We start from the raw sequence: 24,881 nt of genomic DNA, 5'->3' as shown, positions 1-24,881 counted from the left end.
ATCAGCCCCATCATATGCCGCCGACGCAGGGATTTTTACTCACCGCACAATCACGTGATTTCGGCCAGCAGACACAAATTGAATGCTGGCTGGCAACGGAGCAAGGCCCAGTTCAACTGTTGATTGATAGTGAGCCCGTGGTGATCTTTACGCTATCGGCCCAGCGAGAGAAAATTCGCCAGTTATTGGCAACACGTGAGCTGCAAAGTGTTCAAATGAAGCCGCTTGCTTTGAAGGATTTCCAGCATCAAGCCATTGATGGCTGTTATTGCCAAACCCAAGCGCAGGCAAAAAATTTGGCGCAAGCGCTCAAGCAGAGCCAGCTGACTTGCTATGAAGATGATATTCGCCTGCATGAGCGCTACCTGATGGAGCGTTTTATTCTAGGTGGTTTGGCATTTCAGGGGCAGGCGCAATGGCATGCCAGTACGCGTCATGCGCAGCAAGGGCATTGGCAAATCACGCAAGCGAAAGTGAAATCAAGCGAAGTTAGCCCCAAGTTATCATGGGTCTCGCTTGATCTTGAATGCTCAGGTAAAGGCGTACTCTATTCCATTGGACTCTATGGCCAAATTGGTGCGCAAACCATAGGTGATGTGTTGATGGTGGGGCAAGCGCCTGAACCCGAATCTAAACCTGAACCTATGACAGATTCAGTAGATGCATCACAATCTTCTGCACAGGATTATCAAATTCACTGGGTCAGTGATGAAAAGACGCTCCTGCTTGCACTTTGTGATTGGTTTGATCGCCATGATCCAGACCTGATTTTGGGCTGGAATGTCCTTGATTTTGATATGCGCTTGCTGATTCAACGCGCCCAGTATCAACACCTGTCGTTGCGTCTTGGTCGCGGTGGTCAGGCGGCTCATTGGCGAGATAGCACACAAGGTGGTCGCGGCTTTTTAACCTTGCCTGGGCGGGTGGTTTTAGATGGGATCAGTGCGCTTAAAAATGCCACCTATGGCTTTTCAAGCTGGAGTTTGGAGTCGGTCTCTCAGCAGTTGCTCGGCGAAGGTAAAGCCATTGAGTCGCCACATGATCGCTTGGCTGAGATTGAGCGATTATTTCGTGAGGACAAACTAGCATTAGCGCACTATAACTTTCAAGACTGTGTGTTGGTTGCAAAAATATTCGCACACACCCATCTACTGGATTATCTCATTGAGCGAAGTGGCCTCACGGGTTTGTTGCTTGATAGAGCGGGTGGCTCTGTTGCTGCCTTTACCAATCTGTATTTGCCGCGTCTACACCGTGGTGGCTATGTTGCCCCCAATCTAGCTTCAGAGTCTTGGATCGCAAGCCCCGGCGGTTTTGTGATGGACTCGAATCCTGGACTTTATGATTCCGTTTTAGTACTTGATTTTAAATCGCTTTATCCATCGATTATTCGCAGTTTTTATATCGACCCCATGGGATTGATTGAGGGATTGGCACATTCTCAAGGAGAACTGGCCATTGAAGGCGAAAGCTGCGAGGCGACTGACGATATAGTGCCCGGATTTCGCGGTGGCGTGTTCCACCGTCAGCAGCATTTTTTGCCCGAGATGATTGCCAAACTATGGCATGCGCGGGATGAAGCCAAAGCCAAAGGGGAGAAAGCCTTTTCGCAAGCGATTAAAATCATCATGAACTCTTTTTATGGCGTACTGGGCTCTAGTGGCTGTCGATTTTTCGATCATCGGCTTGCATCGAGTATCACGATGCGTGGCCATGCGGTGATGAAAGAAACACGACTGATGATTGAATCGCAAGGCTATCAAGTGATCTATGGCGATACCGATTCTGTCTTTGTTTCATTGGGCCAATCACATTCACAAAAACAAGCCGATGAGATCGGTCAACATCTGGTCGATTTCATCAACCAAAATTGGCAGCAAATTTTAGAGCAGCGTTATCAGTTGGCGTGTCATCTAGAGCTTGAATATGAAACCCATTATCGCCGATTTCTCATGCCAAGGATCCGCGGCGCAGAGATGGGCTCGAAAAAGCGTTATGCCGGATTAATGGGCGAGGGTGAAGATGCGAAGATGGTGTTCAAAGGGCTGGAAACCGTACGCAGTGATTGGACACCTTTGGCGCAGCAATTTCAGCAAACTTTGTATCGCATGATATTTGATGGTGAATCGCCAGATAGCTATGTGCGCGATTATGTAGAGCGCACCAAGTCTGGGGATTATGATGATTTATTGGTGTATCGAAAGCGGTTACGCCGTCACTTATCTGAATATCAAAAGAATATTCCACCGCAAGTGAAAGCGGCGCGAATGGCTGATGAAATCAATATCAAGTTGGGCCGCGATCCTCAGTATCAACACAAAGGCACTATTGCTTATGTGATCACGGTACATGGCCCAGAGCCACATGAGTTCCAGCAAAGTGCGGTGGATTATGATCATTACATTGAGAAGCAGCTAAAACCTGTAGCTGATGCCATTTTACCTTTCATTGGTAAAGATTTTGATGCACTGATCGCGCCGCAAATGGGCCTATTCTAAGGTTTGAGGCTTGCAATTTGAATTTGGCTGAGTAGGCTGAAATCAAATGCATGACAAGAGTGATTTATGTTTCATCAATTAAAGCGTTTATTGCGCCAAGCCCTTTTTGACGGTAGCTCAGAGCCAGCGATGAGTGCTCAGCAGTTACATCTTGCTGTTGCTGGATTACTTTGGCAAGTTTCAGAGGCTGATCATCAGCAAGACGAACGCGAGTTAGCCGCGAAACAGAGTTTACTCAAGCGATTGTTTGAGCTAACTGATGAAGAGGTTGCGCAGCTTCTTGAAAAAGCACAGACGCAGAGCGCGCAGGCGGTTTCACTATTTGACTTCACCACACAATTGCGCAGCCTTAGTGAGCAAACCCGCTTTGATCTCGTCGTTGGCTTGTGGCAAGTCGCCTATGCTGACGGTGTGCTTGATGCGGTAGAGGAGGCGGTGATCCGTCAGGTTTCGGATTTGCTGTACGTCAACCATCAAGATTTTATTCGCGCCAAACTTGTCGCACAAACTGACAATTAAACACCCCATCATTGCGCCGAATTCATTGAATAAATTGATGATTATTTCACCAAGATGAGATCTCTGCATTTGAACGGAATTTAAGCATCGGGCAAAATCGTTGTTTATCCATTCAAGACGAGATCGAAGCCATGATTCGGCGCCCCAGCTTGCATTGTGAAAATTTGCAGTCGCTTACAGTTGCCGAATTGGCCACGCATCATGCCGACGATCATTTTACAGCCGGCGATCAAGTCTACTTTTTAGATTGTCACCACTCACAGCAAGATTGGCTTAAGCAATTCTTTGTTCATCAAGGTGTGGTCAAAGAGGCATTTTGGCATCCGCAAGAGCAGCGCCTGATTTATCGTGTCCATTTCCCCTTTGAGCGCTGTTTTAAACAGGTCTATGGTGAAGAGCTATTTCGCCAAGCGCCGCTTAATCAGGGGACATGTCCATGGGGTGAGATTGAAAGTATGATCACCGATGGCATTCTGCTTAAGCTCAATGACAGCTATCAACCTAAACCATTGCTCGATGATGTCGTCCATTGTCTGTCGCTTGAGGTGATGTATTACCTCAATTACCAGCGCCGCTTACATATGATTTTGAAATCGAAACGGGTTCACTTAAAAGTGAGTTTTGAGCAAAGTGCAGAATTTCGGTTATTTGGTAAAAAAATAAGCTATGAGCAGGCGCTTGATGCATTAGCCATTCGCTAAACTGTGCCCACGCTCATACTCTGCTTATCCTTAATGATAAAAATATCTATTTTGTGACTTTCTCTCAGACATTAACCGCTAGGCATTCTACTATAACGCATTGATATTGCATCATTCGTGATGGTAGAGGTAGGAATATGATTCGCCTTGAGTCGTTGATAAAGCGAGTCACATATCAGCAGTGCGTGATGTGGTTTGTCTTAATGTTCGCAGTGCAGTTGGTGGAATACGTACTGGTAATGCCAGAACTATTCTCTGTCATTGACCCTATTGATGACCAATTAGGGCTGACACCCGAACAAATCTATACTTACGTCAATTTAATTGGTGATGATGGTCGTGAGAGTTATTTTATCTCGCAAGCCGTCTATGACAGTCTTTCTGTCTTCTGCGCTTTGTTTGCCAGCGTGATGGTCTTTTGCCTGTTATTGACATTTAACGGTTTAGCCGAGTCATTTTATCGCTATATTGTATTGATTCCCTTGTTTTCCGCAGGCACAGAACTACTGGAGAACATTGCGATCAGTTTTGTGCTCACGAGTTATCCCAATGAGTCACCGTGGGCAATTGAAGTGGTGATCTTGTCGAATTGGGTGAAAGTTGGTTTTGATATTTGTGTTTGGTTGATTGGCATGGTTTTAGTTTGCTTTAGTGCGATCAATATGCAGAAAAACTTTATTGAAAACCAATAAAATAGGCCATATCAAAAATTGAAGCTGTTGAACGCTATCTTAAGGAGGCGTAATGAGCTGCACACAATGTATGGTGCTAAAGCAAACCATTCGTTCGCCTCGCCAGTTGTCTCTGGCCATTTTCCAAATTGCTCGCCAATTAAAAGACAATCACTTGCTCTACCTTGGTGCGGGCCCTTGGGGGAAACCCTTTGAGAAAATCTGTGAGGGCAAAAATTGGGGGGAGTATGTGAATAATTATTTCGAATGTAGCCATTGCCATCAAATTATTCATCTCTACGCAGAAACCACTTCGGGCCAGGGTGGGCAAGTGGCATTTCTTCTTGAAGTAAAAGCAACCTTACTCAAATAACGTCGCTATTGCACCAGCCTTCATAGGTATCATGAGGTGTTTTTTCGAGGTTATAATACATCGTCTTGACTTCTGTGATGTCATCTATGTTGCGACCTATTCATTATCTTCGTGTGTTTGCCGCCTTTATCGCGATGCTTTGCGCCATTGTTTTACCTGTTTTTCTTTTTTCGCCCGAGCAATTTTCAGTGATGCAGGTCGTGCATGGCCTCGCATTTTCCTTTGCTTGGGGACTCGGCTTTTCGCCTTGGCTAGCGTACAGCGTCACTGCGCTACTGTGGCTTTTATGGGGGCTCGGACTGGTGACCTTGCTTGATTGGATTGCGAGAAAATTTATCACCGCGTTCCATCTATAATTCTGAATCGTTATGTTGACGCGCTAGTGATGGCAATCTCGTGTATCAATGTTGATTTGCGTCACGCATTTCTGAGAATGACTGAAATTTAAGGCTAAGCTTAAAGCATCTACCGCAAGGCTAACAGCAAGGATAGGTGCGCTATGACAAAGTCAGCTGCTTTTAATTTATCTCATGTCGCAGTCGGACGAACGAAAGTCCTTCATTATTGCGCGCTTGTCACTTTGGCAATGATGCTGTGCTTTTTTGTATTGAGCACCCTGCAAACTTCTTGGCTCAATGGATGGAGTATGCTCGGCTATGGTTTGCAACTGGCATCAGTTGCTATCTACGCTATTTTACTTCGAAAAGAGCCACGTCAACTCACTGCTATTTCTCTTATTCTAGGGTTGCTTCCTGTCCTTGGTATTGCTGCAATTTCGAAATTTGATCGCGCCACGCGGCAGATGAAACGTCAGCAGAGTGGGGAAGCTGCATTCTTACCCGTACCGCAAGCGCGTTCGCCACGCATGATTCATGCCTTAACATTTCTACTGACCGCGGGACTTATTTGGGGCCAATCTATGCCCGCTAAAGCGTGGTACGTGGTCGATCAAGGTCGTGGCCATGTTGAAGCCGATAGTCATGCTTTGCTGGGGTATCAGTTTTCAACTCCGCTAGAGGTGCGCTTAGAGTTTGATACGGAAAGCAATCAATCATTGGTGGTTTACTGGCTCTCGGAGTTGGAATTTTTCTGTATCTTTACTGATCAGGTGCCGTTAGAGCAAGAGTGCGCAAGTGATGCCGATCCAAGCCGTTATTTAAATCAGCATGAGCTTATGCTCGATGGGCAAAATCAAGCAGTGATTGAATTAGATGCCGGCAGCTACGTCTTTTATATCTCATCTGAAGAAGTTGGTCGGCCAATGATTCTTTCCTATCGAATTTTAACCCGCGGATAGACGCGTTATCTCGTTAAATTTAGCGTAATCATCTTCATAAAAATAATTCAATTAATTTGGTAAATTTGACTGATAACTATCAGTTAATGCATTTCTTTGCGCAGTTCTCCTACAGTAACTGAGCTATCATGGCCTCGATTATTACAGTGAGGCCACAGATGCACGCATGGATTCAAGCTGCCGATCGCAGCTTTTGGCAAAAAACATGGCAACTTGCCATTCCCGTATCATTACAATGCTTAATGTTCTCCGTTCTCGGTCTTGTGGATATTTTCATGGTGACTGAACTGGGTGAAAGCGCTGTGGCCGCTGTGGGAATTGGTAATCGCATTATCTTTTTTAATTTGCTTTTGGTGGTTGGTATCGCCAGTGCGGTTGGCGTATTAGCATCACAATATTTTGGCGCGCAGCGAATGGATGGCGTGCGCCGTGTGCTATTGCAATCATGGTTGCTTGCCATTCTTTTTACGTTGCCATTCATTCTGATCTATTGCTTTTATCCGCGTGAAGTCATGGCGATTGTCAATGACACGCCGGAGTATTTGACGCTGGGGCAAAGTTATTTACTGATTACGGGCGTGAGTCTTGTGACCACTGCCTTGGTCGTGCCACTTGAAGGCGCGCTTCGTGCCATTGGTCAAGCGCGAATGCCCACCTGGGTGAGTTTGATTGCGGTGATCCTCAATGCGATTTTAAATGCGTTGCTGATCTTCGGTTTATTCGGTTTTCCAGAAATGGGGGTTACAGGGGCGGCAATCGGGACTTTGCTTTCGCGCATCGCTCAGACCATCCTTTTATTTGCCATTAGCTGGCGCCGTTACCGATTTTTGTTTCCGGATATCGAAGCGATTCGTGCGCTTTATGAAAAGCGTCATTGGCACAAATACATTGGTATTGCACTGCCCATGGTTTTTCATGATGCAGGCTGGGCTATTGGGGTCTTGGTTTACAACGTGATTGTGGGTCAAATGGGAATGAGTGAGCTGGCGATCATGAGTTTGCTTTCACCCATTGAAGGCTTGTTGATCTCAGCGTTTATTGGTTTCTCTGTAGCGGCTTCGACCATGCTTGGGCATGAGCTTGGGGTGAAAAACTATCTGCGTGCATGGCAAATTGCATGGTGGTTGATTGTGGTGAGTGTCGTTTTAGCTATTGTTACCACATTTTTAGTGTATCTATGTTTGCCTTGGATTGGTGAAGCTTTTGCGCTATCCAGTATTCAAGATGCGCCTCTGGCGGTTTCGGTTACCTTGGTATTAGCTTTGGGACTTCCGCTGAAAGTGTTTAACATGGTTGGGATCAGCGGTGTGCTTCGTAGTGGTGGTGATATTCGCTGGATGATCATCATCGATTTAATGGCGCAGTGGTTGGTGGGGATCCCGCTTGCCTGTGTTGCAGTCTTTGTGTTTCATTGGGCGCTGCCAGCGGTACTGCTGATTATTTTGTGTGAAGAGCTAGTTAAGATTGGCTTAACGCAATATCGGATTCGCAGCCGTAAGTGGCTCAACAATTTAATTGATGAGCCAGAGGGCATGACCATAAGTATGGCCAGTTAAAAGAGTGTGATGCCAAAGAGTTGGGCAATGGCGGCGGTGAGCGCAAAGCTAAGGACGGTGATTGCAACGCTAAATAGCAGGCTTAGCGAGAAACCAAACCGCGGTAAACACCACGGAAAAACAAGAAACATCGGCAGGGAAGGGACAACATACCAAAAGGTATAAAACGCATGATTGGCGAGCTTTTCTGTCGGTTGTTTTTCAATATACATCCACAGTAGCGCAAGCATCGTTACCGTGGGTAGCGCTGCGATAAATGCGCCGAGTTTATCGCTACGCTTTGCAACTTCAGAAATAAAGACAACCAAAGCGGCAGTAATCAAATATTTTGAGACAAGCCAATACATATAGCATCCTGAACTATTCACTGAATATTGAATTGTGATTGCACAAAAAAAGCCACCGCATGGGTGGCTTTTCGCGTTCAAGAAGATTACAGACCTGATTTTAAGCGCAGGAATGCTTCTTCATAAAGTGTCGCTGCTTCACCGACGCTGTTTTGCCATTCACCTGCATCCATTGCTTCTTGTGGTGGATACACGTTTGGATCTTCAACGAAGGATTTTGGTAGCAGTGGATAAGCACCTTTCACTGGTGTTGGATAACCAATTTCAACGGCAATTTTCGCTGCGTTTTCAGGGCGAAGCAAGAAGTCGATCATCTTGTAAGCCGCGTCTACGTTTTTCGCGCCCGCTGGAATTGCGATGCTATCCATCCAGAAAATGGCACCATCTTTTGGCCAAACGATCTCAATAGGTGCGCCATCTTGGCGAGCCGCATAGGCTGAGCCATTCCAAAGCATACCGAGTGATGTTTCGCCTGCCATATATGGGTTTGCAGGGAAGTCTGAGTTAAACACCAATACGTTTGGCATTAGTTTTTTCAGCTCAGCTTCAGCCGCTTTGATCTCTTCTGGGTTGGTGGTATTGGCAGAGTAGCCTAACTTACGAAGTGCGATATGGAAGAACTCACGTGAGTCATCCATCATCATCAGTTGACCTTCGTAGGCAGGGTTCCACAAATCAGCCCAGCTAGTCACGCTGTTCTTATCAACCATTTCAGTGTTTACACCGATACCGGTTGCACCCCAAATGTACGGGATAGAGTAGTCATTGTTTGGATCGAACGGCTTATTTAAGAAGTTCGGGTCAAGTTGACTAAAGTTGCTGAGTTTACTGTGATCAATTTTTTGTAGCATGCCTTCATTACGCATTTTTGACACGTAATAAGTTGAAGGTACGACAAGATCATAGCCGTCGCCATGGGTTTTTAGCTTGGCATACATGGTTTCATTTGACTCATAGGTTGAGTAAATCACCTTGATGCCAGTCTCTTTTGTGAACTGCTCTAGCACATCCGATGGAATGTATTCAGACCAGTTGTAGAAATAGAGGGTTTGTTCCTCTTTCGCTACGCTTGGACCTGCAACCATTGCCAGCGCAAGTGCGCTTGAGGCAAGAACTTTAGACCATGGTTTCATTGAATTTTGCTCCTTAATCAACATGATCAGTCTCTATATCTGGGCAGCTTGTGCCCCTCCTGCGGTTATTTGGTTTTGTCTCTGGCGAGTAGCTGTGAACAGATCACAAGCACTAAAGACACCAGTAACATCAGGGTTGCGAGGGCATTAATTTCAGGTTTAATGCCAACTTTTACCATTGAGTAAATTTTCAACGGCAAAATCTCATAACTTGGGCTGGTTACAAATGAGCTTACGATCACATCATCCAGGGAGAGGGTAAAGCTCAATAACCAACCAGCGGCAACGGCTGGCTTTGCCAAGGGAAGGATGATTTTGCTTAAAATCGTCCATTCATTGGCACCCAAGTCTTTGGCCGCCTCAAGCATGCGCACATCAAAACCATTTAAACGGCTATAGACGGTCACCACAACAAAAGGCAGGCAAAATGTCACGTGAGAAACCAGCAAAGAGAAAAATCCAAGCTGAAAGCCCACAAGCGAAAACAAAGCTAAAAGTGAGATGGCCAAAACAATATCGGGCGACATCATCACAACAAATAGCATGCCATGTACAAAGTTCTTACCACGAAAACGGTAGCGATAGAGCGCAATGGCGGTCAGGCTACCGATTAAGGTGGCAACAGTGGCGGAAAACACAGCCACATTGATGGAATGCCACGCAGCTTGAATCAAGCTGTCATTATTAAAAAGTTGGTGATACCACTTGAGGGTAAAACCGCGCCAATCCATGCCAAAACGACTGGCATTAAAGGAGTTGACGATCAAAACCAGAATTGGAATATACAAAAAAGCATAAACCAAGCTGAGATAACTGCCGCGAAAGAGGGCGGCGACTTTGCTTTGCGGTGACGCCATTATTCCAACTCCATGCGACGGTTGAGCATTTTACTTGCACGCCAATAGATCAACAGCAACAAGCCCATCAGTAGTGTCAGCCCCACACTGGTCGCTGCCCCTTGAGGCCAGTCACGCATGGTGAGTACTTGAGATTTGATGGTGTTACCAATCAGTGGGTTTTTCGCGCCGCCCAGCATATCGCCGACATAGAACATGCCAAGCGCAGGCAGCAAGACCAATAAACAACCACCAATGATACCTGGCATGGTCAGTGGTAGCGTGATGCGAGTAAAGCTTTGCCAAGCATTGGCACCGAGATCGCGCGCAGCTTCAAGATAGGAACCATCCAACTTTTCAAGGCTGGAATAGAGCGGCAAAATCATAAATGGCAGCAAAATATAAACCAAACCAATCATCACCGCATATTCGGTATACATGATGCGTAGTGGTTTATCGATCAATCCCATCCACAGCAAGCTTTTATTAAGCAGACCATTGGCTCCGAGCACTGCTTTTAAACCATAGGTTCGAATCAGCGAGTTGGTCCAAAATGGGACGATCAGCAAAAACAACGCCACAGGGCGCATCCGTTGTGGCAGCTTAGTGATAGCATAGGCAAATGGATATCCCACCAAAAGGCAGATAAAGGTCGCCATGCCGGCCATATAAAATGAGTGCCAAAGCGCTTTGGCAAAAATAGGGTCGACCAGTTTGGCATAGTTACTTAGCGTAAAACTGGCTTCGACCATATGGCTTTCATGTCGAGTCAAAAAGCTGGTGATAAAGATCATCAGGTTGGGCAGAAAGACAAACAGCACCAACCAGCCGACAATCAGGCCGATGATCCACGTCTGTAGGCGAGAGCCGCCTTCGAAGCTTTTTGCCTTATTCATGCTCATCTTCACCTGTTAACACAACTTCCCAACTTTCAACCCAAGTGACTGCAACTTTTTGGTTGAGTGAGTGGTCCACATCTGGATCATCTTCATTAAAGAATTCGCTGACCATGACGGTTTGACCACTTTCAAGCTCAACGACAGAATCAAGGGTCATCCCTTTGTAGTTACGCTCGCGGACATAACCAATAATGCCTTGGCTTTGCTCATGGTTATCAAGCTCTTCAAGACGAAGGTCTTCAGGGCGAAGGAGCACTTTAATTGCATCGTTCTCTGTGACATCGAGATCGCAATAAACTTCGCAAACGCGGCCTTCGACATTGGCGCGAATCCGTTTTTCATCAATGCGGCCCAATACGGTTGCATCAAAGACGTTGATTTCACCAATAAATTTGGCCACAAATAGATTGTTGGGCTCTTCATAGATTTCGCGAGGGCTACCATCTTGCTCAATCTTACCGTCGCGCATCACAATGATACGGTCAGACATCGATAGCGCTTCTTCTTGGTCATGAGTAACGAAGACGAAGGTGATCCCTAAGCGGCGTTGAAGCTGTTTCAGCTCCATCTGCATTTTTTTGCGTAGTTTATAATCCAATGCAGAAAGAGATTCGTCCAAAAGCAGTACTTTAGGTTGGTTGACCACTGCACGAGCAATCGCCACGCGTTGCTGTTGCCCACCGGATAGCTGATGCGGTTTGCGTTGTGCGAATGAGTCAAGTTGAACCATTTTTAGAGCTGCCATCACGCGCGGTTCAATATCCGCTTTGGTGGTTCCTTGCATTTTTAAGCCAAAGGCAACGTTGTCAAAAACCGTCATATGCGGAAAAAGCGCGTAGCTTTGAAAGACAGTATTGACCAAGCGTTTTTCAGCAGGAACGGCAGTTACATCTTTTTGATCCAATACGATGCGACCAGCATCCGCTTGTTCAAAACCTGCAATTAAGCGAAGTACTGTGGTTTTACCACAGCCAGATGGGCCTAAAATTGTGAGAAATTCACCGTGGTTTATCGTCAGGTCTAAATCCGAAATGACGGTTTTGCCGTCAAAGGATTTGGTTAATCCAGAAAGTTTCACAACCGGAGGTTGTGAGGAAGGAGTGGGTGCGTTCAATTCGTCGTTGCCTCCAAGCTATCGTGTGGCACGAGGTTTCTTAATAAGACCGCGAATATTAATGCTGATTATTGCTAAATTAAAGCTTTTTACCGCTTTTTTTTACCAGTGTCTGAGTATTGTAGTTACGAATCATCGCGGCTGTTGTTTTCTTGCTCATTCTGTCACTTTTCCTGACGATTTACTGTCGCAACTGGGCCATTTCTTTTTTAAGATGTAGGCAAGATATCGTGCCAAGAGGCGCGATTGGATGTTTCAAGGAATTTATCTATGAGTGAGCAACCCAAACCACAAGATGTGGTCATTGGTGGCAATTTACAAAAGGGGATCACAGGACAGTATTCATTGTCTGTCGGTGAGGTACTCAAAGAGTCGCTGCGCATGACGAGTAATCGTTTTTTGCGTTTATTTCCAGCCATGATGATTTTTATGGCCATCCATTTGACGATTTTGTGGATCGCCATGCTGCAAATGACGGATATGGAAACGATTCAAGCAGGTCTTGACTCACTTAAGTTGGTGATGACCGCAACCGCGAATACGGGGATGAGTCTTGAAGATTCATTGACGCCAGAGCAAATCACTCAAATTAAATCGGTTGTAAATGAATTGCTGCATGCTTTAGGGGTGTCAGTATTCATTGCCTATGTGTTGACCGGTCCATTGTACGCAGGTTATTGCATGCAAAGCATGAATATCTCTGTGGGACTTGAAACTCGAATTGGCGATATCTTTAAAGGGTTCCGCTTTACCGTTCCTTTTGTATTATTGATGCTTGTCATCGGTGGTATTGAGCTGGTCATTCCTTCTTTACTGATGGTTTATTTGACCTTGGCGACGATGTTTACGCCTTACCTGATGATTGAAAAGCGCTTACCGCTATTTCGCGCCATTGGTTATTCCTTCGTTGCTTTCCACAAGCGATTGCTTCCGCTGCTGTTGATCGGGATGACGATTTTCATCGCAGGCTTTATCTTGTCTCTTTTGACCCAAGGTTTGGCTTTCTTCTTTTTCTTTCCTTTGTGGTTTATGGCCAAAGCGATCTGTTATCGCAATGCATTTGGTTTGACGCTGCGCATCGAGCCTAAAGAGGGCCAAGCGTCACCTGCAGCAACAGATGACGATCAAACGCCGCCTTCACAGGGTAGCTCAGGTCATTTTGACGCATGATGAGTCGTAAGCTTGTTTCCCGCATTCTACTCTTTGTCGCGATCATCAGCGCGGGATTGTTGAAATGGTGTATGGATGCAAGTCAGGTTGGGGCATTGAAGATGCCCCAAGCCTTTTCAGCGGATACGCCTATTCCTGATTTTTCAGCCATTCAAGTGATTCACGATCGAAAATATCGTTTTTTCTCTTATTTATTGCCGGCCATTGAAGCTGAAAATGCGCGCATCATGGATAACCGACAAGTGCTTGAATCGTTACTGGCAACACTCAATGCGGGTGGGACGATTAGTGGCGCGATTAGCGAAGAGGTGATTGCGCTCGCTGCGGTTTATGGGCTTGAACTTGAGCGAATTGATGCGCAGACCCTAAATGAACTTCTGATACGCGTGGCGCCTATTCCCACTGAAATGGTGATGATTCAAGCCGCCAATGAGTCAGGATGGGGGACTTCGCGTTTTGCGCGTGAAGGCAATAATTACTTTGGACAATGGTGCTATAGCGCAGGCTGCGGCCTTGTACCCAATCAGCGTGCCAGTGGCTCGCGACATGAGGTTCGGTTGTTCTCTTCGCCCTATGAGTCAGTTCATAGCTATTTTATGAATATTAATACCCATGCTGCTTACCAAGCATTACGCGAAAAACGCGCAAAGCTGATGGCCAGTCAAGAGCCGGTCACCGCTCAGGCGCTTATTGCGACACTTTCAGCCTATTCTGAGCGTGGGCAAGCCTATATTGATGCGCTTTTGTCGATGATTCGTCATAACCAGCAAATTTTGGATGAAGTACTCAATCCATCTGTAGACAAAGAGATAGGTCCGCAAGCCTAAGTCGATTTGCCGCTTTTTTTCGGCAAAGATTTCAACCCACCCAAAAGATCCGTATAATCCCGCCTCTATTCAATGCTCACGAAACGATTTGTGTTGATGGGCAGTGAAGCAGCAGTCAACGGCAGTGTAAGAAAGTAAAATGAATCAAAAAGATACAAGAAAAGAAACCCTTGAATTCAACAAGCTCCAAAAGCGTTTGCGCAGACATGTTGGCAGCGCCATTCATGACTACAACATGATTGAAGAGAATGATGTGGTGATGGCATGTATTAGTGGTGGCAAAGATTCATTTGCAATGCTTGATATTCTGCTGAGCCTACAAAAAGCGGCGCCGATTAAGTTTGATGTCGTTGCGGTCAACTTGGATCAAAAACAGCCCGGTTTTCCTGAGCATATTTTGCCTGAGTACTTCGAAAGCCTAAATATTCCTTATTACATCGTGGATAAGGATACTTACTCAGTCGTTAAAGAGAAGGTGCCAGAAGGCAAAACTACCTGTGGCCTATGCTCGCGTCTACGTCGTGGCACACTGTATTCATTCGCTGAGAAAATTGGCGCGACCAAGCTGGCACTGGGCCATCATATGGATGATATCGTAGAGACGATGTTCCTCAATATGTTCCATGGCTCTCGACTCAAAGCGATGCCGCCTAAATTGCGCTCTGATGATGGTCGAAATGTGGTGATCCGTCCTTTGACCTATTGCCGTGAAAAAGATCTGATCAAATTTGCTGAGCACAAAGAATTTCCAATTATTCCATGTAACCTGTGCGGCTCTCAAGAAAACCTACAGCGCCAAGCGATTAAAGCGATGTTGGTTGAGTGGGACAAGAAAACCCCTGGTCGTGTTGAGTGTATTTTTAAATCGCTACAAAACGTTAGTCCAAGTCAGCTTGCCGATCGTAATTTGTTTGATTTCGTCAATTTGCCATTGGATCGAGATGGTGCGCGTGATGAGTATGAGTTTAATGAAGCAACGGTGTCATCGACCAACATCGATGAATCCATGTTTATTGATGTGACCAATATTTAACGCTTTTACTCAGCGTTCATGCAATAAAAAACGCGCCATTGGCGCGTTTTTTATTGCATGGTGATTACTTAAATTAATCAATTTTAGGCGCAAGAGGGCTGATGTAGCCCATGGGTTTAAGCGCCAGTAGATCGCAATTGAGCTTATCAATGGTGTGCTCAGCCGTATTGCCGATAAAGGTTGCCGATAAACCCGTTCTCCCGATTGTGCCTAGAACCACAAGTCCAGCATCAATCTCTTCCGCGACTGCAGGGATCACATCTTCTGGTAATCCTTCTTCAACATAGGCGCGTGCTTGTTCGATATGATGTTTTTGTCTTAAGGCTTTCATGGTCACTAGATGATGGCCACGTACCGCATCAGCGTAGGTGTTATGGTCAAACTCTGGAAGCTCAATGGTGATATTAACCGGTGTCGCTGGGTAGGCATTGACCAAGTTCACCTCGCCATTGACCAAGGTGGCCACCGCTTTGGCTTCATTGACGATTTTGTCGTTGAGATCTTCGTGGGTTTCATCATCAGCAGCCAAGTTGACGGCGGCGAGGATCTGTCCGTGCTCTGGCCAAGTATGGGCTTTCGCAAGCAGAACCGGGCAAGGACACTTACGCAGTAAATGCCAATCGGTCGGGGTGAAAATAATCGAACCAAGCTTATCGTGCGCATGAGTCGCTTTAATCACCAGATTATGGTCGCCTTCAAAGACCTGCTGAATAATGGCCTCATAGGGGCGATTGTGCCAAACCACTTTGACTTCGATATCGATGCCGGAAACATCATGTTGCTCGACCAACTCTTTTAACCAGAGCTCACGCTGCTGAATCACGCCATTACGCATGGCTTGGCGCTCATAGGCGGAGAGCATTGAGGTCATCTCATAGGAAAAATCATAGATTGATAGAAAGAATGTGAGTTTCGCATTATCTCCACAGGATGCGAGATGGATAGCGCGGGAGAGCGCGGGTTGGTGCTCTTGCGAGACGTCAGCAACGACCAAAATATTGTTGTACTTCTTCATAACCACCTCTTCGTCAGAGAATTCAATTCTACTCTAACGTATAGCACAAGTGGTTGAATAGTGGCGGGAAAGAGAAAGGGTAATAAGGGTGATACGGCTCATAAAACGAGCCGTATCAACAAATTTAGATTTGATTTTTCACCGCGCCAGCAAGTTGCGCAAGCTCTTGGCTATCTAAGATGGTGATGTATTTGCCTTTTACCTTGAGAATTTCAGATTTTTGGAAACGACCTAAAAGACGACTAATCGTCTCAACAGTGAGCCCCAAATAGTTACCGATATCACCACGTGTCATGGTTAAACGGAATTCACGTGGCGAGAAACCACGCTGTGAAAAGCGAAGAGAAAGGTTGTAAAGAAATGCGGCAAGACGCTCTTCTGCGTTTTTCTTTGAAAGCAGCAGGATCATATCTTGGTCGCTTTTAATTTCGCTACTCATCAAACGCATGATTTGTTGGCGAAGTTTTGGCATTTTCCCTGATAAGTCATCCAAGGTTTCGTAAGGAATTTCACACACCATAGATGTTTCTAGAGCTTGTGCAAAGCTTGGGTGGCGCATCTGGTTAATCGCATCAAAGCCCACTAAATCGCCCGCAAGGTGAAACGCAGTGATCTGCTCATCACCTTGTTCTGTGATGGTGTAACTTTTGATGGTACCAGAGCGAATCGCATAGAGAGATTTCAACTCGCTACCAGCTTTAAATAGACCTTCGCCTTTTTGAATCGGCTTTTTACGCTCGATAATCTGATCAAGCTGGTTCAATTCCGTTTCACTTAAGGTGAAAGGAATACAAAGCTGGCTGATACTGCAATCATGGCATTGGATCGGGCAACCGCCTGATTGAATGCGCTTTGTTGAAATTTTCTCTTGGCTCATAGGGACAACACATCAAATTGATATAGGTCAATTTTAACATTTTGAATTGAAAAATCGATAGCTAGATTAACTGAGTGATGATCTTATAACCAAGAAAAATAGCGTAAAGCGCTAAAAAATAAGAAATTATACGTTTTAGCCAATGCATTTCACGCAAAGTTGCAATCAGTTTTGCTGAGCTGGCAACAAAAATAAGCGCTGGAATGGTCCCTAAACCAAAGAGAAACATCGCCAAACCACCCGTTACAGCTGAGCCAGATGCCGCGCTAAAACTTAATGTTGAATAGACCATACCGCAGGGGAGCCATCCCCAAAGCATGCCAAGTAAAAGTGCATTTCTGTGATTTTGGATAGGCAGCAACCCTTGTGTATGAGGCTGTACTCGTCGCCATAGTGGCTTACCCAGTTGCTCAAGCCAAAGGATCCATCGACTCAGTCCCGCCATATGTAGTGCCATGCCCAATAAAATCAGCGCGGCGAGCAGTCGAAGCCAAAGTAGCCCTCGAAGCGGCTCTGTGAGTGTGCCAATAGAACCCAGCAGGGTCGCAATCAAAATACCAGCGATGGCATAGCTCAAAATGCGCCCGAGATTAAAAAGCAGCATATAGCTGTAAAATGGCCCTGTGTATTGCTGATTCACGCTTTGGCTGACACAACCGCCAATAGCGCCGCACATGCTTACGCAATGCGGCGTTGCCATCAGCCCAATCAAAAAAGCAGGGAATAAATATTCGGCGATCATCTCGGCGACTCCTTTGACCTTTGCGGCTTTTCTAAATCCTCATCGCGTTCCCAAAGAATGCTTTGCCCTTGACGCGTTAAGTCTTCAAATTGGTCATGGCGGACCGCCCACAGGAACACCAAAATGGCGATGGTGACAAACACAATGGCGATGGGGATTAGGATAAAGAGGCTGGACATAATGAGGCCGCCTTAATGGGTTGTGTGAGCTGTTTTGCTCGAAGTAATCGAAGTGAATTCATTAGCACCAAGAGTGAGCTTGCGGACATACCGATAACCGCAATATAGGGGGCAAGTAAGCCCATAAATGCCAGGGGCAATACGGTGAGGTTGTAGCCAATGGCCCATGCTGTGTTTTGTCGCATAATTCGTTGCGTACGCTTCGCTAGTTGTACCGCGTGAGCGATAGCGCTGAGGTCGGTATTGAGCACAATGATGTCGGCTTGTTGTTGGCTAAGCTCGGTGCCTGCTGCCATGGCAAAAGAGAGATGAGCGCCAGCTAGTACAGGCGCATCATTGATGCCATCTCCAATCATGGCGGTGATGTAGGATGTTGAAAGCTGTTGGAGCTGTTCAAGCTTTTGTGTGGGCGTGCAGCTGCCTTGATAGCGCGATATCCCCAGCTGCTTTGCAATTTTTTCGACCTGTGATATGTGGTCGCCGCTGATAATCTGCATGTAGCGCGATTGCTGCTTGAGTTCATGAATGAAGGTTTGTGCCCCGGCGCGAAGGGGATCGCAAAGAGTAACACTAGCAATAAGCTTTGCATCACAGCAAAGGTGCAACTGGCTTGTGTTGAGTGACGCTGTCACGAACTGGCGTAGCCACGTTCCATGACCAAAGCGCCAGCACTGCCCATGTAATAGGCCAGAAATACCTTGTGATGGATGAATTGTCGGTTGCTCAAATTGACTCTCAGAACGTTGGACTTGCGAAAATGCCGTCGCGATAGGGTGTTGGCTATGTGACTCCAAATTCGCAATCAGATTTAGCACCTCATCTTCACTGTAGCGCGAATCAAGAATATTCAGGCTTTCAAGTTGCATCTCACCTTGTGTGAGGGTGCCGGTTTTATCCATCAGCCAACAATCCACTTGGCTTAGGGTTTCGACCGCTTGCTGATGTTTGACCAATAGCCCTAAGCGCTGCATTTGTGATTGGGCACAGGTGAGCGCTGTGGGCGCAGCTAAAGCCAATGCGCAGGGGCAGGTGGCCACTAAAATGGCCAAAGTGATCCAAATCGCGCTATCAATATCGCTTTGATATGACCAGAAGATAAATGCAAACAAAGCGATAGCAAGAACCGCCGCAACGAAATAGCGTGCGATGATATCAGCCTGTCGCAATTGGTTAGATTTTCGCTGCTGAGCCTGTTGCTGAATTTGTTGGATTTGGTTGATTTGCCACTGGGTATAGGGACGCTCAACTTTGATTTCTAAATAGCCTTGACCATTGGTACTGCCGGCATAAAGCGTATCGCCCTCTGCACATAAAAAACGGGTTGGTTCGCCGGTGAGAATTGATTGGTCCACATCGCTTTGGCCGCAGACAATGATACCATCTGCCGTGATTCGCTCGCCCGGTTTGACCACCACAATATCCTGGGGTGCAAGTTGGTGAACTAAGCGAAAGGTGCCGTCTTTGCAGCGCGCTTTTTTGGGCATGCGTGTCATTAGTTGAGAGGTTTGCGCGGCAGCTTGATATCGCGCCTTCTGCTCGAGAAATCGGCCAAGCAATAAAAAGAATACAAACATCGCAATGGACTCAAAATAGACCTCGCCTGATTGCGTGAATGTCGCATAAGCGCTGGCGATATAGGCAAGAAGTAAGGCAAGCGAGATAGGGACATCCATATTGAGCTGTCTAAATTGCAGTGCGCGATAGGCATTGAGATAAAAGGGCCAGGCAGCATATAACAGGACTGGCGTGGCAAAGATTAAGCTGACATAGCGCAAATAGGTATGAAATGCATCACTTTGGTCGGGCAGAAAGTACAGTGCGATCGCGATCATCATGACTTGCATGCTGGCAAGGGCGGCGATACCAAGTCGAATGAGCATGGCTTTACTTTGTTTGAGGTTAATCTGTTCTTCTTCAATTTGATCAAAGGGCTTCGCTGGGTAACCCAAAGCGGCAAATTGATAGAGAATTTCACTCAGTAAAATGTCTCCATATTGCCAACGAAGGTGCGCACGCGCAGTGGTTAAATTCACCTGAACGTCCACAATACCTTTTAGTGTGTTGATGTAACGTTCAATGAGCCAAGCGCAAGCTGTGCAATGGATATTGAAAAGTGACAGGGTGGTTGATGCTTGTGTTTTTTCATCGATAGATGGATGGAAAGTAACAAATTCGCTTTGTATTTCTGGAATGTCAAAATCCAAAAATTGTGTGCGATCGATGGACTCAACTTTTTGCGGCGTGGCATCGCGCTGAGTGTAATAGGTCTCAAGCTGATGGTGGTGAATAAGTTGCGAAACTTGCTGGCAACCATGACAGCAAAAAAAGCGGCCTTGTCCATCGATAACTTGCTCGATATGAACGCCAGAAAGAATCGAAGATTGGCAGTGATAACAACGGTCTGAACTCATAAGTTGTCCCTACAGCGTGCTGGGCTGGGTATTAACCTCTGATAGCGCATTAAACTGAATCGGCGTTTCAATGGGGAAAGTTAGAGGATGACGAATCATCCAGCTATCATCATGTGCTTTTAATATGATGGACCAAGGGCCTTTGATGTCTTCGGGTAAATCAATGCGATATTGCTGCAAGCCATTTTTATTCATCAAAAAAGACACATCTTGCTGATCAAGTGTGCGATGAACTAACTGAATGTTGATCGCATCTGCAGGTAAGCGATGCTTGCTTTGCAGGGTTAAAACACCTTGTGTTCCTTCTTGCCAAAAGCGCGCTTCAATCGCGAGATTAAGAGCGCGTTCGCGTTTGCTGAGATCTTGATTGATGGCTTTTCCTTTTTTGTAGTAGTCATCAACGACCATCGCTACTGGATTGTTTTGAAAAAGCCACAGTGTAAAGAAACTGGCGCAAACCACAGACAGTGGCAGGGCAATGAGTACCCAAGGCCAAAATTGTCGATACCAAGGCTGCTCCATCGGTTACTCCTCGCTGATGACTTGCTCGTCATCTATATCGGATAAATTTTCATCTTGTGTTGTTTGGATTTGTGCCAGCGCCATGGGTTGGCTGAGTTGCCAGACATAAGCGCCGAGCAATTGAATTTTGGCTTCACCTAAAATACTCGACCACGCAGGCATCATTCCTTGGCGACCATAACGGATGGATTGTTCAACTTGCTGTTTACTTCCGCCATAAAGCCAGATTTGATCAGTTAAATTGGGCGCGCCCAAAGCGATATTTCCGGCGCCATCGGTCCCATGACAAACCGCGCAGACCTGTTGAAAGACTTGTTGGCCACGAATGGCCGATTGTTGGTTAACCCGTCGTCCAGAAAGACTTAGTGCATAATTGGTAACATCTTGAATCTGGGCATCACTCAGTTCGTTTTGCTGTGCAGGCATCTCAGCCTGACGACCATGGCGAAGCGTCAACAAAATATGCTCAGGCTCGCCACCATAAAGCCAATCTGTATCCGTTAAATTTGGAAAACCTAGTTGGCCACGTGCTTGATTGCCATGGCACTGGGCGCAGTTTTGAGTAAATAAACGCTGTCCCACATCCATGGCATTTGGGTTTTTAGCCATGGATTCAAAAGATTGCGGCGTGACACTGTCACCTTGAAGGGCTAATTGATTAAAGACTGGCTCGAAGCGTGTCTTGGCTTGATCCAGCTCTTGGTCGTATTGCACATAGACTTGGTTTTGTTTTGCCGTGCGTTGCATTTGCGCGGCTTGCTCTACGGACGTGGCTTGTTGGTGTGAACTTTGCCATTGGAATAATCCCTTCCAGTTACCAAGGCCAGGATAGAGAATGAGATAAACCACAGCAAAAACTAGCGTTGCCCAAAATAGAAATGTCCACCATTTGGGAAGCGGTGTATTGAGCTCTTCAATGCCATCAAATTGATGGCCCATGGATTGGCCTGGTGGCACGCCGGTATGATCTTTGGTGCACCAATAGAGAAGTAAAGCGCAGCCAACAAGGGTAATGACAGTAATTAAAATGATCCACAGGCTCCAAAAATGACTCATTAAGTGGCTAGTCATGTTCTTGCTCCTGTGTGTTTAAAATACTTTTGGCAACCTTATCAAAGGATTTTTTGTTCTTTTTATCGTATGCCCAAGCAACAATGCCAAGATAAATCGCCATGACGGCAAGCGTCCAAATGATGTGAATGGTGATCATTGTGCCTCCCTAAGCTGCTGACGTGCGGGGGCTGGCATCGCGTGTCCTAAGGATTGTAAATAAGCGATCAGCGCATCCATTTCGGTTTTGCCTTGGGTAAGTTGCGGGGCTAAATCTATGTCAGTTTGCTGATAGGGCACATTGAAGTGAACGCGAAATATTGCCATTTTTTTCTGAATCAGCTTTGGGTCTAAAGACGCATCCGCCAGCCATGGAAATCCAGGCATATTGGACTCAGGAACCATACTACGCGGATCAATTAAATGCAGGCGATGCCATTCATCGGAATATCGGCCACCAACACGCGCTAAATCGGGACCTGTTCTTTTTGAACCCCACAAAAATGGATGCTCCCAGACACTTTCACCAGCCACTGAATAGTGGCCATAACGCTCTGTTTCGGCGCGAAATGGTCGAATCATTTGGCTATGACAAACATTACATCCTTCGCGAATATAGACATCTCGGCCCGCTAATTCGAGTGCGTTATAGGGCTTGAGATTACGTACCGGTTCGGCAAGATTGCGCTGAAACATTAAGGGCAAAATCTCGACCAAGGCACCAAAGCTGATCACGATGACGATCAAAAAGGCGAGCAGGCCGAGGCGCTTTTCTACAAATTCATGTCGATTGCTCATGCCGCCTCCGGTGTGAGTTGAGTGAGACTGCCGCGCGGCGCTGTGATGGTTTTGTAGGTGTTAATCAGCATGAGCACCATGCCTGCGACAATCACCACACCGCCAATAAAGCGAGCAAAATAGTAGGGATAAGAGGCTTGCAGTGAGTCGACAAAGCTATAGGTTAAGGTGCCATCGTCATTGACTTCATTCCACATCAGACCTTGCATCACTCCCGAGAACCACATCGCGACGATATAGATCACTGTGCCTATGGTGGCGAGCCAAAAATGCGCGTTAACCCAAGCCACTGAATACATGCGTGATTGACCAAAGAGCTTTGGAATTAAATGATAAGTCGCGCCAATGGTGATCATCGCTACCCAACCTAAAGCGCCTGAGTGAACATGGCCAATGGTCCAATCGGTGTAATGCGATAGCGCATTGACGGTTTTAATCGACATCATCGGGCCTTCAAAAGTGGACATGCCGTAGAAGGAAAGCGCGACAACCAAGAAGCGAAGAATAGGGTCGGTTTTGAGTTTATGCCATGCACCAGAAAGCGTCATGATGCCGTTAATCATCCCGCCCCAAGAAGGGACAAAAAGAATTAAAGACATCACCATGCCCAAAGATTGCGTCCAATCAGGGAGTGCGGTGTAGTGTAGATGATGCGGACCAGCCCAAATATAGAGCGAGATTAAGGCCCAAAAGTGAATGATCGATAAACGGTAAGAGTAGATAGGCCGCTCTGCTTGTTTGGGCACAAAGTAATACATCATGCCGAGAAAGCCTGCTGTGAGCAGAAAACCAACCGCATTATGACCGTACCACCATTGCACCATGGCATCTACGGCGCCAGCATAAATGGAGTAAGACTTTGAAAATGAAACAGGAATTGCCAGACTGTTGACGATATGTAGCACCGCTAACGTGATGATAAAGGCGCCATAGAACCAGTTAGCGACATAAATATGAGAGGTTTTCCGTTTGGCCAGTGTGCCAAAAAAGACCACGGCATAAGCGACCCAGACGATGGCAATGGCAATATCAATGGGCCATTCGAGCTCTGCGTATTCCTTACTGGATGTCCAACCCATGGGCAATGTAATTGCCGCTGAAAGAATGATCGCTTGCCAGCCCCAAAATACAATCTCGGCTAAAGGGCCGCCAAATAAGGTAGTTTGGCAGGTACGTTGAGCCACATAGAAAGAGGTGCCCATTAAAGCGCAGGTCCCAAATGCGAAAATAACTGCATTGGTATGAAGCGGACGAAGACGACTGTAGGTCAGCCAAGGTGTATCAAAATTAAGTTCGGGCCAAACTAGCTGCGCTGCAATATAAACGCCAACCAGCATACCAAATAGTCCCCAGACCACTGTCATGAGGGTGAAGTAACGAACGACGCGATAATTATAGGGTATTGATTGCGCCTGCTTCTCAATTGCCATGTTTGCTTCCTTTCCATGTGCTATTGCGCAAAATCGCACAAAGCGATCATGAAAAGTGTAAGCAAACTGTAGTCAGGGTGTTAATTAATCGATTGATTTAATTGGTTTGTCGATTGCAGATCACAAAAAGCCAAGCCTCAATGCAATGGATTGCACCAAGGCTTGCTTGTCTTTTGTTGATTGATTAACCATTCATAAGTGCAGGTTCGCGGCGCAGAGTAAAATGCTGACCTTGTAGTTGGTGCTGATTGGACAGCATGGTCTGTAGCATGGCCTGAAGATTTGCAATCGCTGAGGGTGACGGTGTCACAAAATCTTCTGCTGATAAAGAGATACTATTGACGGCAAGTGGCGTTGTATCACATTGAAAACAATGGCTGAAACTTGCTAATGCACCAAGGCAGGGTTGGATCAATGCTTGCTCATGCGCATAACTGGCTTGCGGTAGAAGTAGTACTGTATTGCCTTGAGTTTGTTGCAGTAATGGCCGTAGCGATTGAATGAGCTGAAAAGGTTTTAGAACATAGCGGTTCAATTGCTGAAGGAGATCGGTATCTTCCGCTTGATTCAGCGGTCTTGCATGCTTCTCTTGTGGCGGCAATAAAAGGAGTCCATCTAGCTTGCCAAATTGAAAGGTTAAATCCTGTGCGACTTGAGAAAAAGCTTGTGCATGGTTGGGATGATAGGACCAATAGCGAATTTGAGGTGTTTTGGCCACCATGGCATAACCTTGTTCATCATGACAATCGAGGACAATCACTTGAAAACCGAGCTGGCTAAAATAGATTGCCAGAGCTTGTCCCAATGGGCTAGTGCCATGATGAATCAATAATGTTTGCATAAAGAACAGCAATCCTTGTATTTCTAATGCACTATAACTATC

Annotated in this window: 27 protein-coding genes; 11 read left to right on the top strand and 16 right to left on the bottom strand. The window is 46.2% G+C overall.

Going from position 1 to position 24,881, the window contains the following annotated elements:
* Positions 1–14: 14 nt before the first annotated feature.
* From L9P36_RS06750 to L9P36_RS06715, 8 genes are all read left to right on the top strand, one after another.
* The gene (locus L9P36_RS06750; protein ID WP_237467876.1) at positions 15–2,498 is read left to right on the top strand and encodes a DNA polymerase II; all 2,484 of its coding nucleotides are present in this window, start codon (positions 15–17) and stop codon (positions 2,496–2,498) included.
* A 66-nt stretch (positions 2,499–2,564) separates the two neighbouring features.
* Positions 2,565–3,017 (top strand): tellurite resistance TerB family protein, encoded by a 453-nt coding sequence (locus L9P36_RS06745; protein ID WP_237465954.1) that lies wholly within the window; start codon positions 2,565–2,567, stop codon positions 3,015–3,017.
* A 131-nt stretch (positions 3,018–3,148) separates the two neighbouring features.
* Positions 3,149–3,718 carry a hypothetical protein gene (locus L9P36_RS06740; protein ID WP_237465953.1) on the top strand — a complete coding sequence of 190 codons (570 nt, stop codon included), beginning with the start codon at positions 3,149–3,151 and terminating at the stop codon, positions 3,716–3,718.
* A 188-nt stretch (positions 3,719–3,906) separates the two neighbouring features.
* Positions 3,907–4,410 carry a hypothetical protein gene (locus L9P36_RS06735; protein ID WP_237465952.1) on the top strand — a complete coding sequence of 168 codons (504 nt, stop codon included), beginning with the start codon at positions 3,907–3,909 and terminating at the stop codon, positions 4,408–4,410.
* 52 nt (positions 4,411–4,462) lie between these two features.
* Positions 4,463–4,762 (top strand): hypothetical protein, encoded by a 300-nt coding sequence (locus L9P36_RS06730; RefSeq protein ID WP_237465951.1) that lies wholly within the window; start codon positions 4,463–4,465, stop codon positions 4,760–4,762.
* Between the two features lie 86 nt (positions 4,763–4,848).
* On the top strand, positions 4,849–5,118 hold the full coding sequence (locus L9P36_RS06725) for a hypothetical protein (RefSeq protein ID WP_237465950.1): 270 nt from the start codon (positions 4,849–4,851) through the stop codon (positions 5,116–5,118).
* Positions 5,119–5,261: 143 nt separating this feature from the next.
* Positions 5,262–6,059, top strand: coding sequence for a hypothetical protein (locus L9P36_RS06720; protein ID WP_237465949.1), 798 nt, complete (start codon positions 5,262–5,264; stop codon positions 6,057–6,059).
* A 158-nt stretch (positions 6,060–6,217) separates the two neighbouring features.
* Positions 6,218–7,615, top strand: coding sequence for an MATE family efflux transporter (locus L9P36_RS06715; RefSeq protein ID WP_237465948.1), 1,398 nt, complete (start codon positions 6,218–6,220; stop codon positions 7,613–7,615).
* Here the strand turns inward: L9P36_RS06715 and L9P36_RS06710 are convergent.
* The 5 genes from L9P36_RS06710 to potA all read right to left on the bottom strand — a co-directional run bounded on the left by L9P36_RS06710 (position 7,612) and on the right by potA (position 11,944).
* Complete coding sequence (locus L9P36_RS06710; protein WP_237465947.1) at positions 7,612–7,962, bottom strand: DUF3147 family protein; 351 nt, start codon at positions 7,960–7,962, stop codon at positions 7,612–7,614. The genes L9P36_RS06715 and L9P36_RS06710 overlap by 4 nt on opposite strands.
* 86 nt (positions 7,963–8,048) lie before the next feature.
* Entirely contained in the window at positions 8,049–9,095 is a 1,047-nt protein-coding gene (locus L9P36_RS06705) for an extracellular solute-binding protein (RefSeq protein ID WP_237465946.1), read from the bottom strand.
* A 65-nt stretch (positions 9,096–9,160) separates the two neighbouring features.
* Positions 9,161–9,952: a spermidine/putrescine ABC transporter permease PotC gene (gene potC / locus L9P36_RS06700; protein WP_237465945.1), complete on the bottom strand. Its 792-nt coding sequence runs from the start codon at positions 9,950–9,952 to the stop codon at positions 9,161–9,163.
* Positions 9,952–10,827: a spermidine/putrescine ABC transporter permease PotB gene (gene potB / locus L9P36_RS06695; protein WP_237465944.1), complete on the bottom strand. Its 876-nt coding sequence runs from the start codon at positions 10,825–10,827 to the stop codon at positions 9,952–9,954. Before potB ends, potC begins: the two co-directional genes overlap by 1 nt.
* A complete protein-coding gene (gene potA, locus L9P36_RS06690; protein ID WP_237465943.1) occupies positions 10,820–11,944 on the bottom strand; it encodes a spermidine/putrescine ABC transporter ATP-binding protein PotA in 1,125 nt (374 codons plus the stop codon). The genes potB and potA overlap by 8 nt, the downstream gene beginning before the upstream one ends.
* Before the next feature lie 270 nt (positions 11,945–12,214).
* On the opposite strand from potA, the gene L9P36_RS06685 reads away from it, so the two are divergent.
* From L9P36_RS06685 to ttcA, 3 genes are all read left to right on the top strand, one after another.
* Positions 12,215–13,114: a hypothetical protein gene (locus tag L9P36_RS06685; RefSeq protein WP_237465942.1), complete on the top strand. Its 900-nt coding sequence runs from the start codon at positions 12,215–12,217 to the stop codon at positions 13,112–13,114.
* Positions 13,114–13,941: a glucosaminidase domain-containing protein gene (locus L9P36_RS06680; RefSeq protein WP_237465941.1), complete on the top strand. Its 828-nt coding sequence runs from the start codon at positions 13,114–13,116 to the stop codon at positions 13,939–13,941. Before L9P36_RS06685 ends, L9P36_RS06680 begins: the two co-directional genes overlap by 1 nt.
* Positions 13,942–14,080: 139 nt before the next feature.
* Positions 14,081–14,974, top strand: coding sequence for a tRNA 2-thiocytidine(32) synthetase TtcA (gene ttcA / locus L9P36_RS06675; protein WP_237465940.1), 894 nt, complete (start codon positions 14,081–14,083; stop codon positions 14,972–14,974).
* Positions 14,975–15,047: 73 nt separating this feature from the next.
* On the opposite strand, the gene uspE is transcribed toward ttcA, so the two are convergent.
* The 11 genes from uspE to L9P36_RS06620 all read right to left on the bottom strand — a co-directional run bounded on the left by uspE (position 15,048) and on the right by L9P36_RS06620 (position 24,839).
* Entirely contained in the window at positions 15,048–15,989 is a 942-nt protein-coding gene (uspE, locus tag L9P36_RS06670) for a universal stress protein UspE (RefSeq protein WP_237465939.1), read from the bottom strand.
* 124 nt (positions 15,990–16,113) lie between these two features.
* Positions 16,114–16,866, bottom strand: a complete 753-nt coding sequence (gene fnr, locus L9P36_RS06665) for a fumarate/nitrate reduction transcriptional regulator Fnr (protein ID WP_237465938.1) — start codon at positions 16,864–16,866, stop codon at positions 16,114–16,116.
* 61 nt (positions 16,867–16,927) lie between these two features.
* Positions 16,928–17,608, bottom strand: coding sequence for a sulfite exporter TauE/SafE family protein (locus tag L9P36_RS06660; RefSeq protein WP_237465937.1), 681 nt, complete (start codon positions 17,606–17,608; stop codon positions 16,928–16,930).
* Positions 17,605–17,787, bottom strand: coding sequence for a cbb3-type cytochrome oxidase assembly protein CcoS (gene ccoS / locus L9P36_RS06655; RefSeq protein WP_237465936.1), 183 nt, complete (start codon positions 17,785–17,787; stop codon positions 17,605–17,607). The genes L9P36_RS06660 and ccoS overlap by 4 nt, the downstream gene beginning before the upstream one ends.
* Positions 17,766–20,198, bottom strand: coding sequence for a heavy metal translocating P-type ATPase (locus L9P36_RS06650; protein ID WP_237465935.1), 2,433 nt, complete (start codon positions 20,196–20,198; stop codon positions 17,766–17,768). Before L9P36_RS06650 ends, ccoS begins: the two co-directional genes overlap by 22 nt.
* 9 nt (positions 20,199–20,207) lie before the next feature.
* A complete protein-coding gene (locus tag L9P36_RS06645; protein ID WP_237465934.1) occupies positions 20,208–20,720 on the bottom strand; it encodes a FixH family protein in 513 nt (170 codons plus the stop codon).
* A 3-nt stretch (positions 20,721–20,723) separates the two neighbouring features.
* Positions 20,724–21,776: a cytochrome-c oxidase, cbb3-type subunit III gene (gene ccoP / locus L9P36_RS06640; RefSeq protein WP_237467875.1), complete on the bottom strand. Its 1,053-nt coding sequence runs from the start codon at positions 21,774–21,776 to the stop codon at positions 20,724–20,726.
* Between the two features lie 7 nt (positions 21,777–21,783).
* Positions 21,784–21,930 (bottom strand): cbb3-type cytochrome oxidase subunit 3, encoded by a 147-nt coding sequence (locus L9P36_RS06635; protein ID WP_237465933.1) that lies wholly within the window; start codon positions 21,928–21,930, stop codon positions 21,784–21,786.
* A complete protein-coding gene (gene ccoO / locus L9P36_RS06630) occupies positions 21,927–22,568 on the bottom strand; it encodes a cytochrome-c oxidase, cbb3-type subunit II (protein WP_237465932.1) in 642 nt (213 codons plus the stop codon). Before ccoO ends, L9P36_RS06635 begins: the two co-directional genes overlap by 4 nt.
* On the bottom strand, positions 22,565–23,998 hold the full coding sequence (ccoN, locus tag L9P36_RS06625; RefSeq protein ID WP_237465931.1) for a cytochrome-c oxidase, cbb3-type subunit I: 1,434 nt from the start codon (positions 23,996–23,998) through the stop codon (positions 22,565–22,567). Before ccoN ends, ccoO begins: the two co-directional genes overlap by 4 nt.
* 184 nt (positions 23,999–24,182) lie before the next feature.
* On the bottom strand, positions 24,183–24,839 hold the full coding sequence (locus tag L9P36_RS06620; protein ID WP_237465930.1) for a Rossmann-fold NAD(P)-binding domain-containing protein: 657 nt from the start codon (positions 24,837–24,839) through the stop codon (positions 24,183–24,185).
* Positions 24,840–24,881: the final 42 nt, after the last annotated feature.

It is taken from the genome of Vibrio stylophorae (assembly GCF_921293875.1).
Lineage (GTDB): Bacteria > Pseudomonadota > Gammaproteobacteria > Enterobacterales > Vibrionaceae > Vibrio_A > Vibrio_A stylophorae.
The sequence above is the reverse complement of the archived record's forward strand: the minus strand, read 5'-3'. Positions and strand labels throughout refer to the sequence as shown.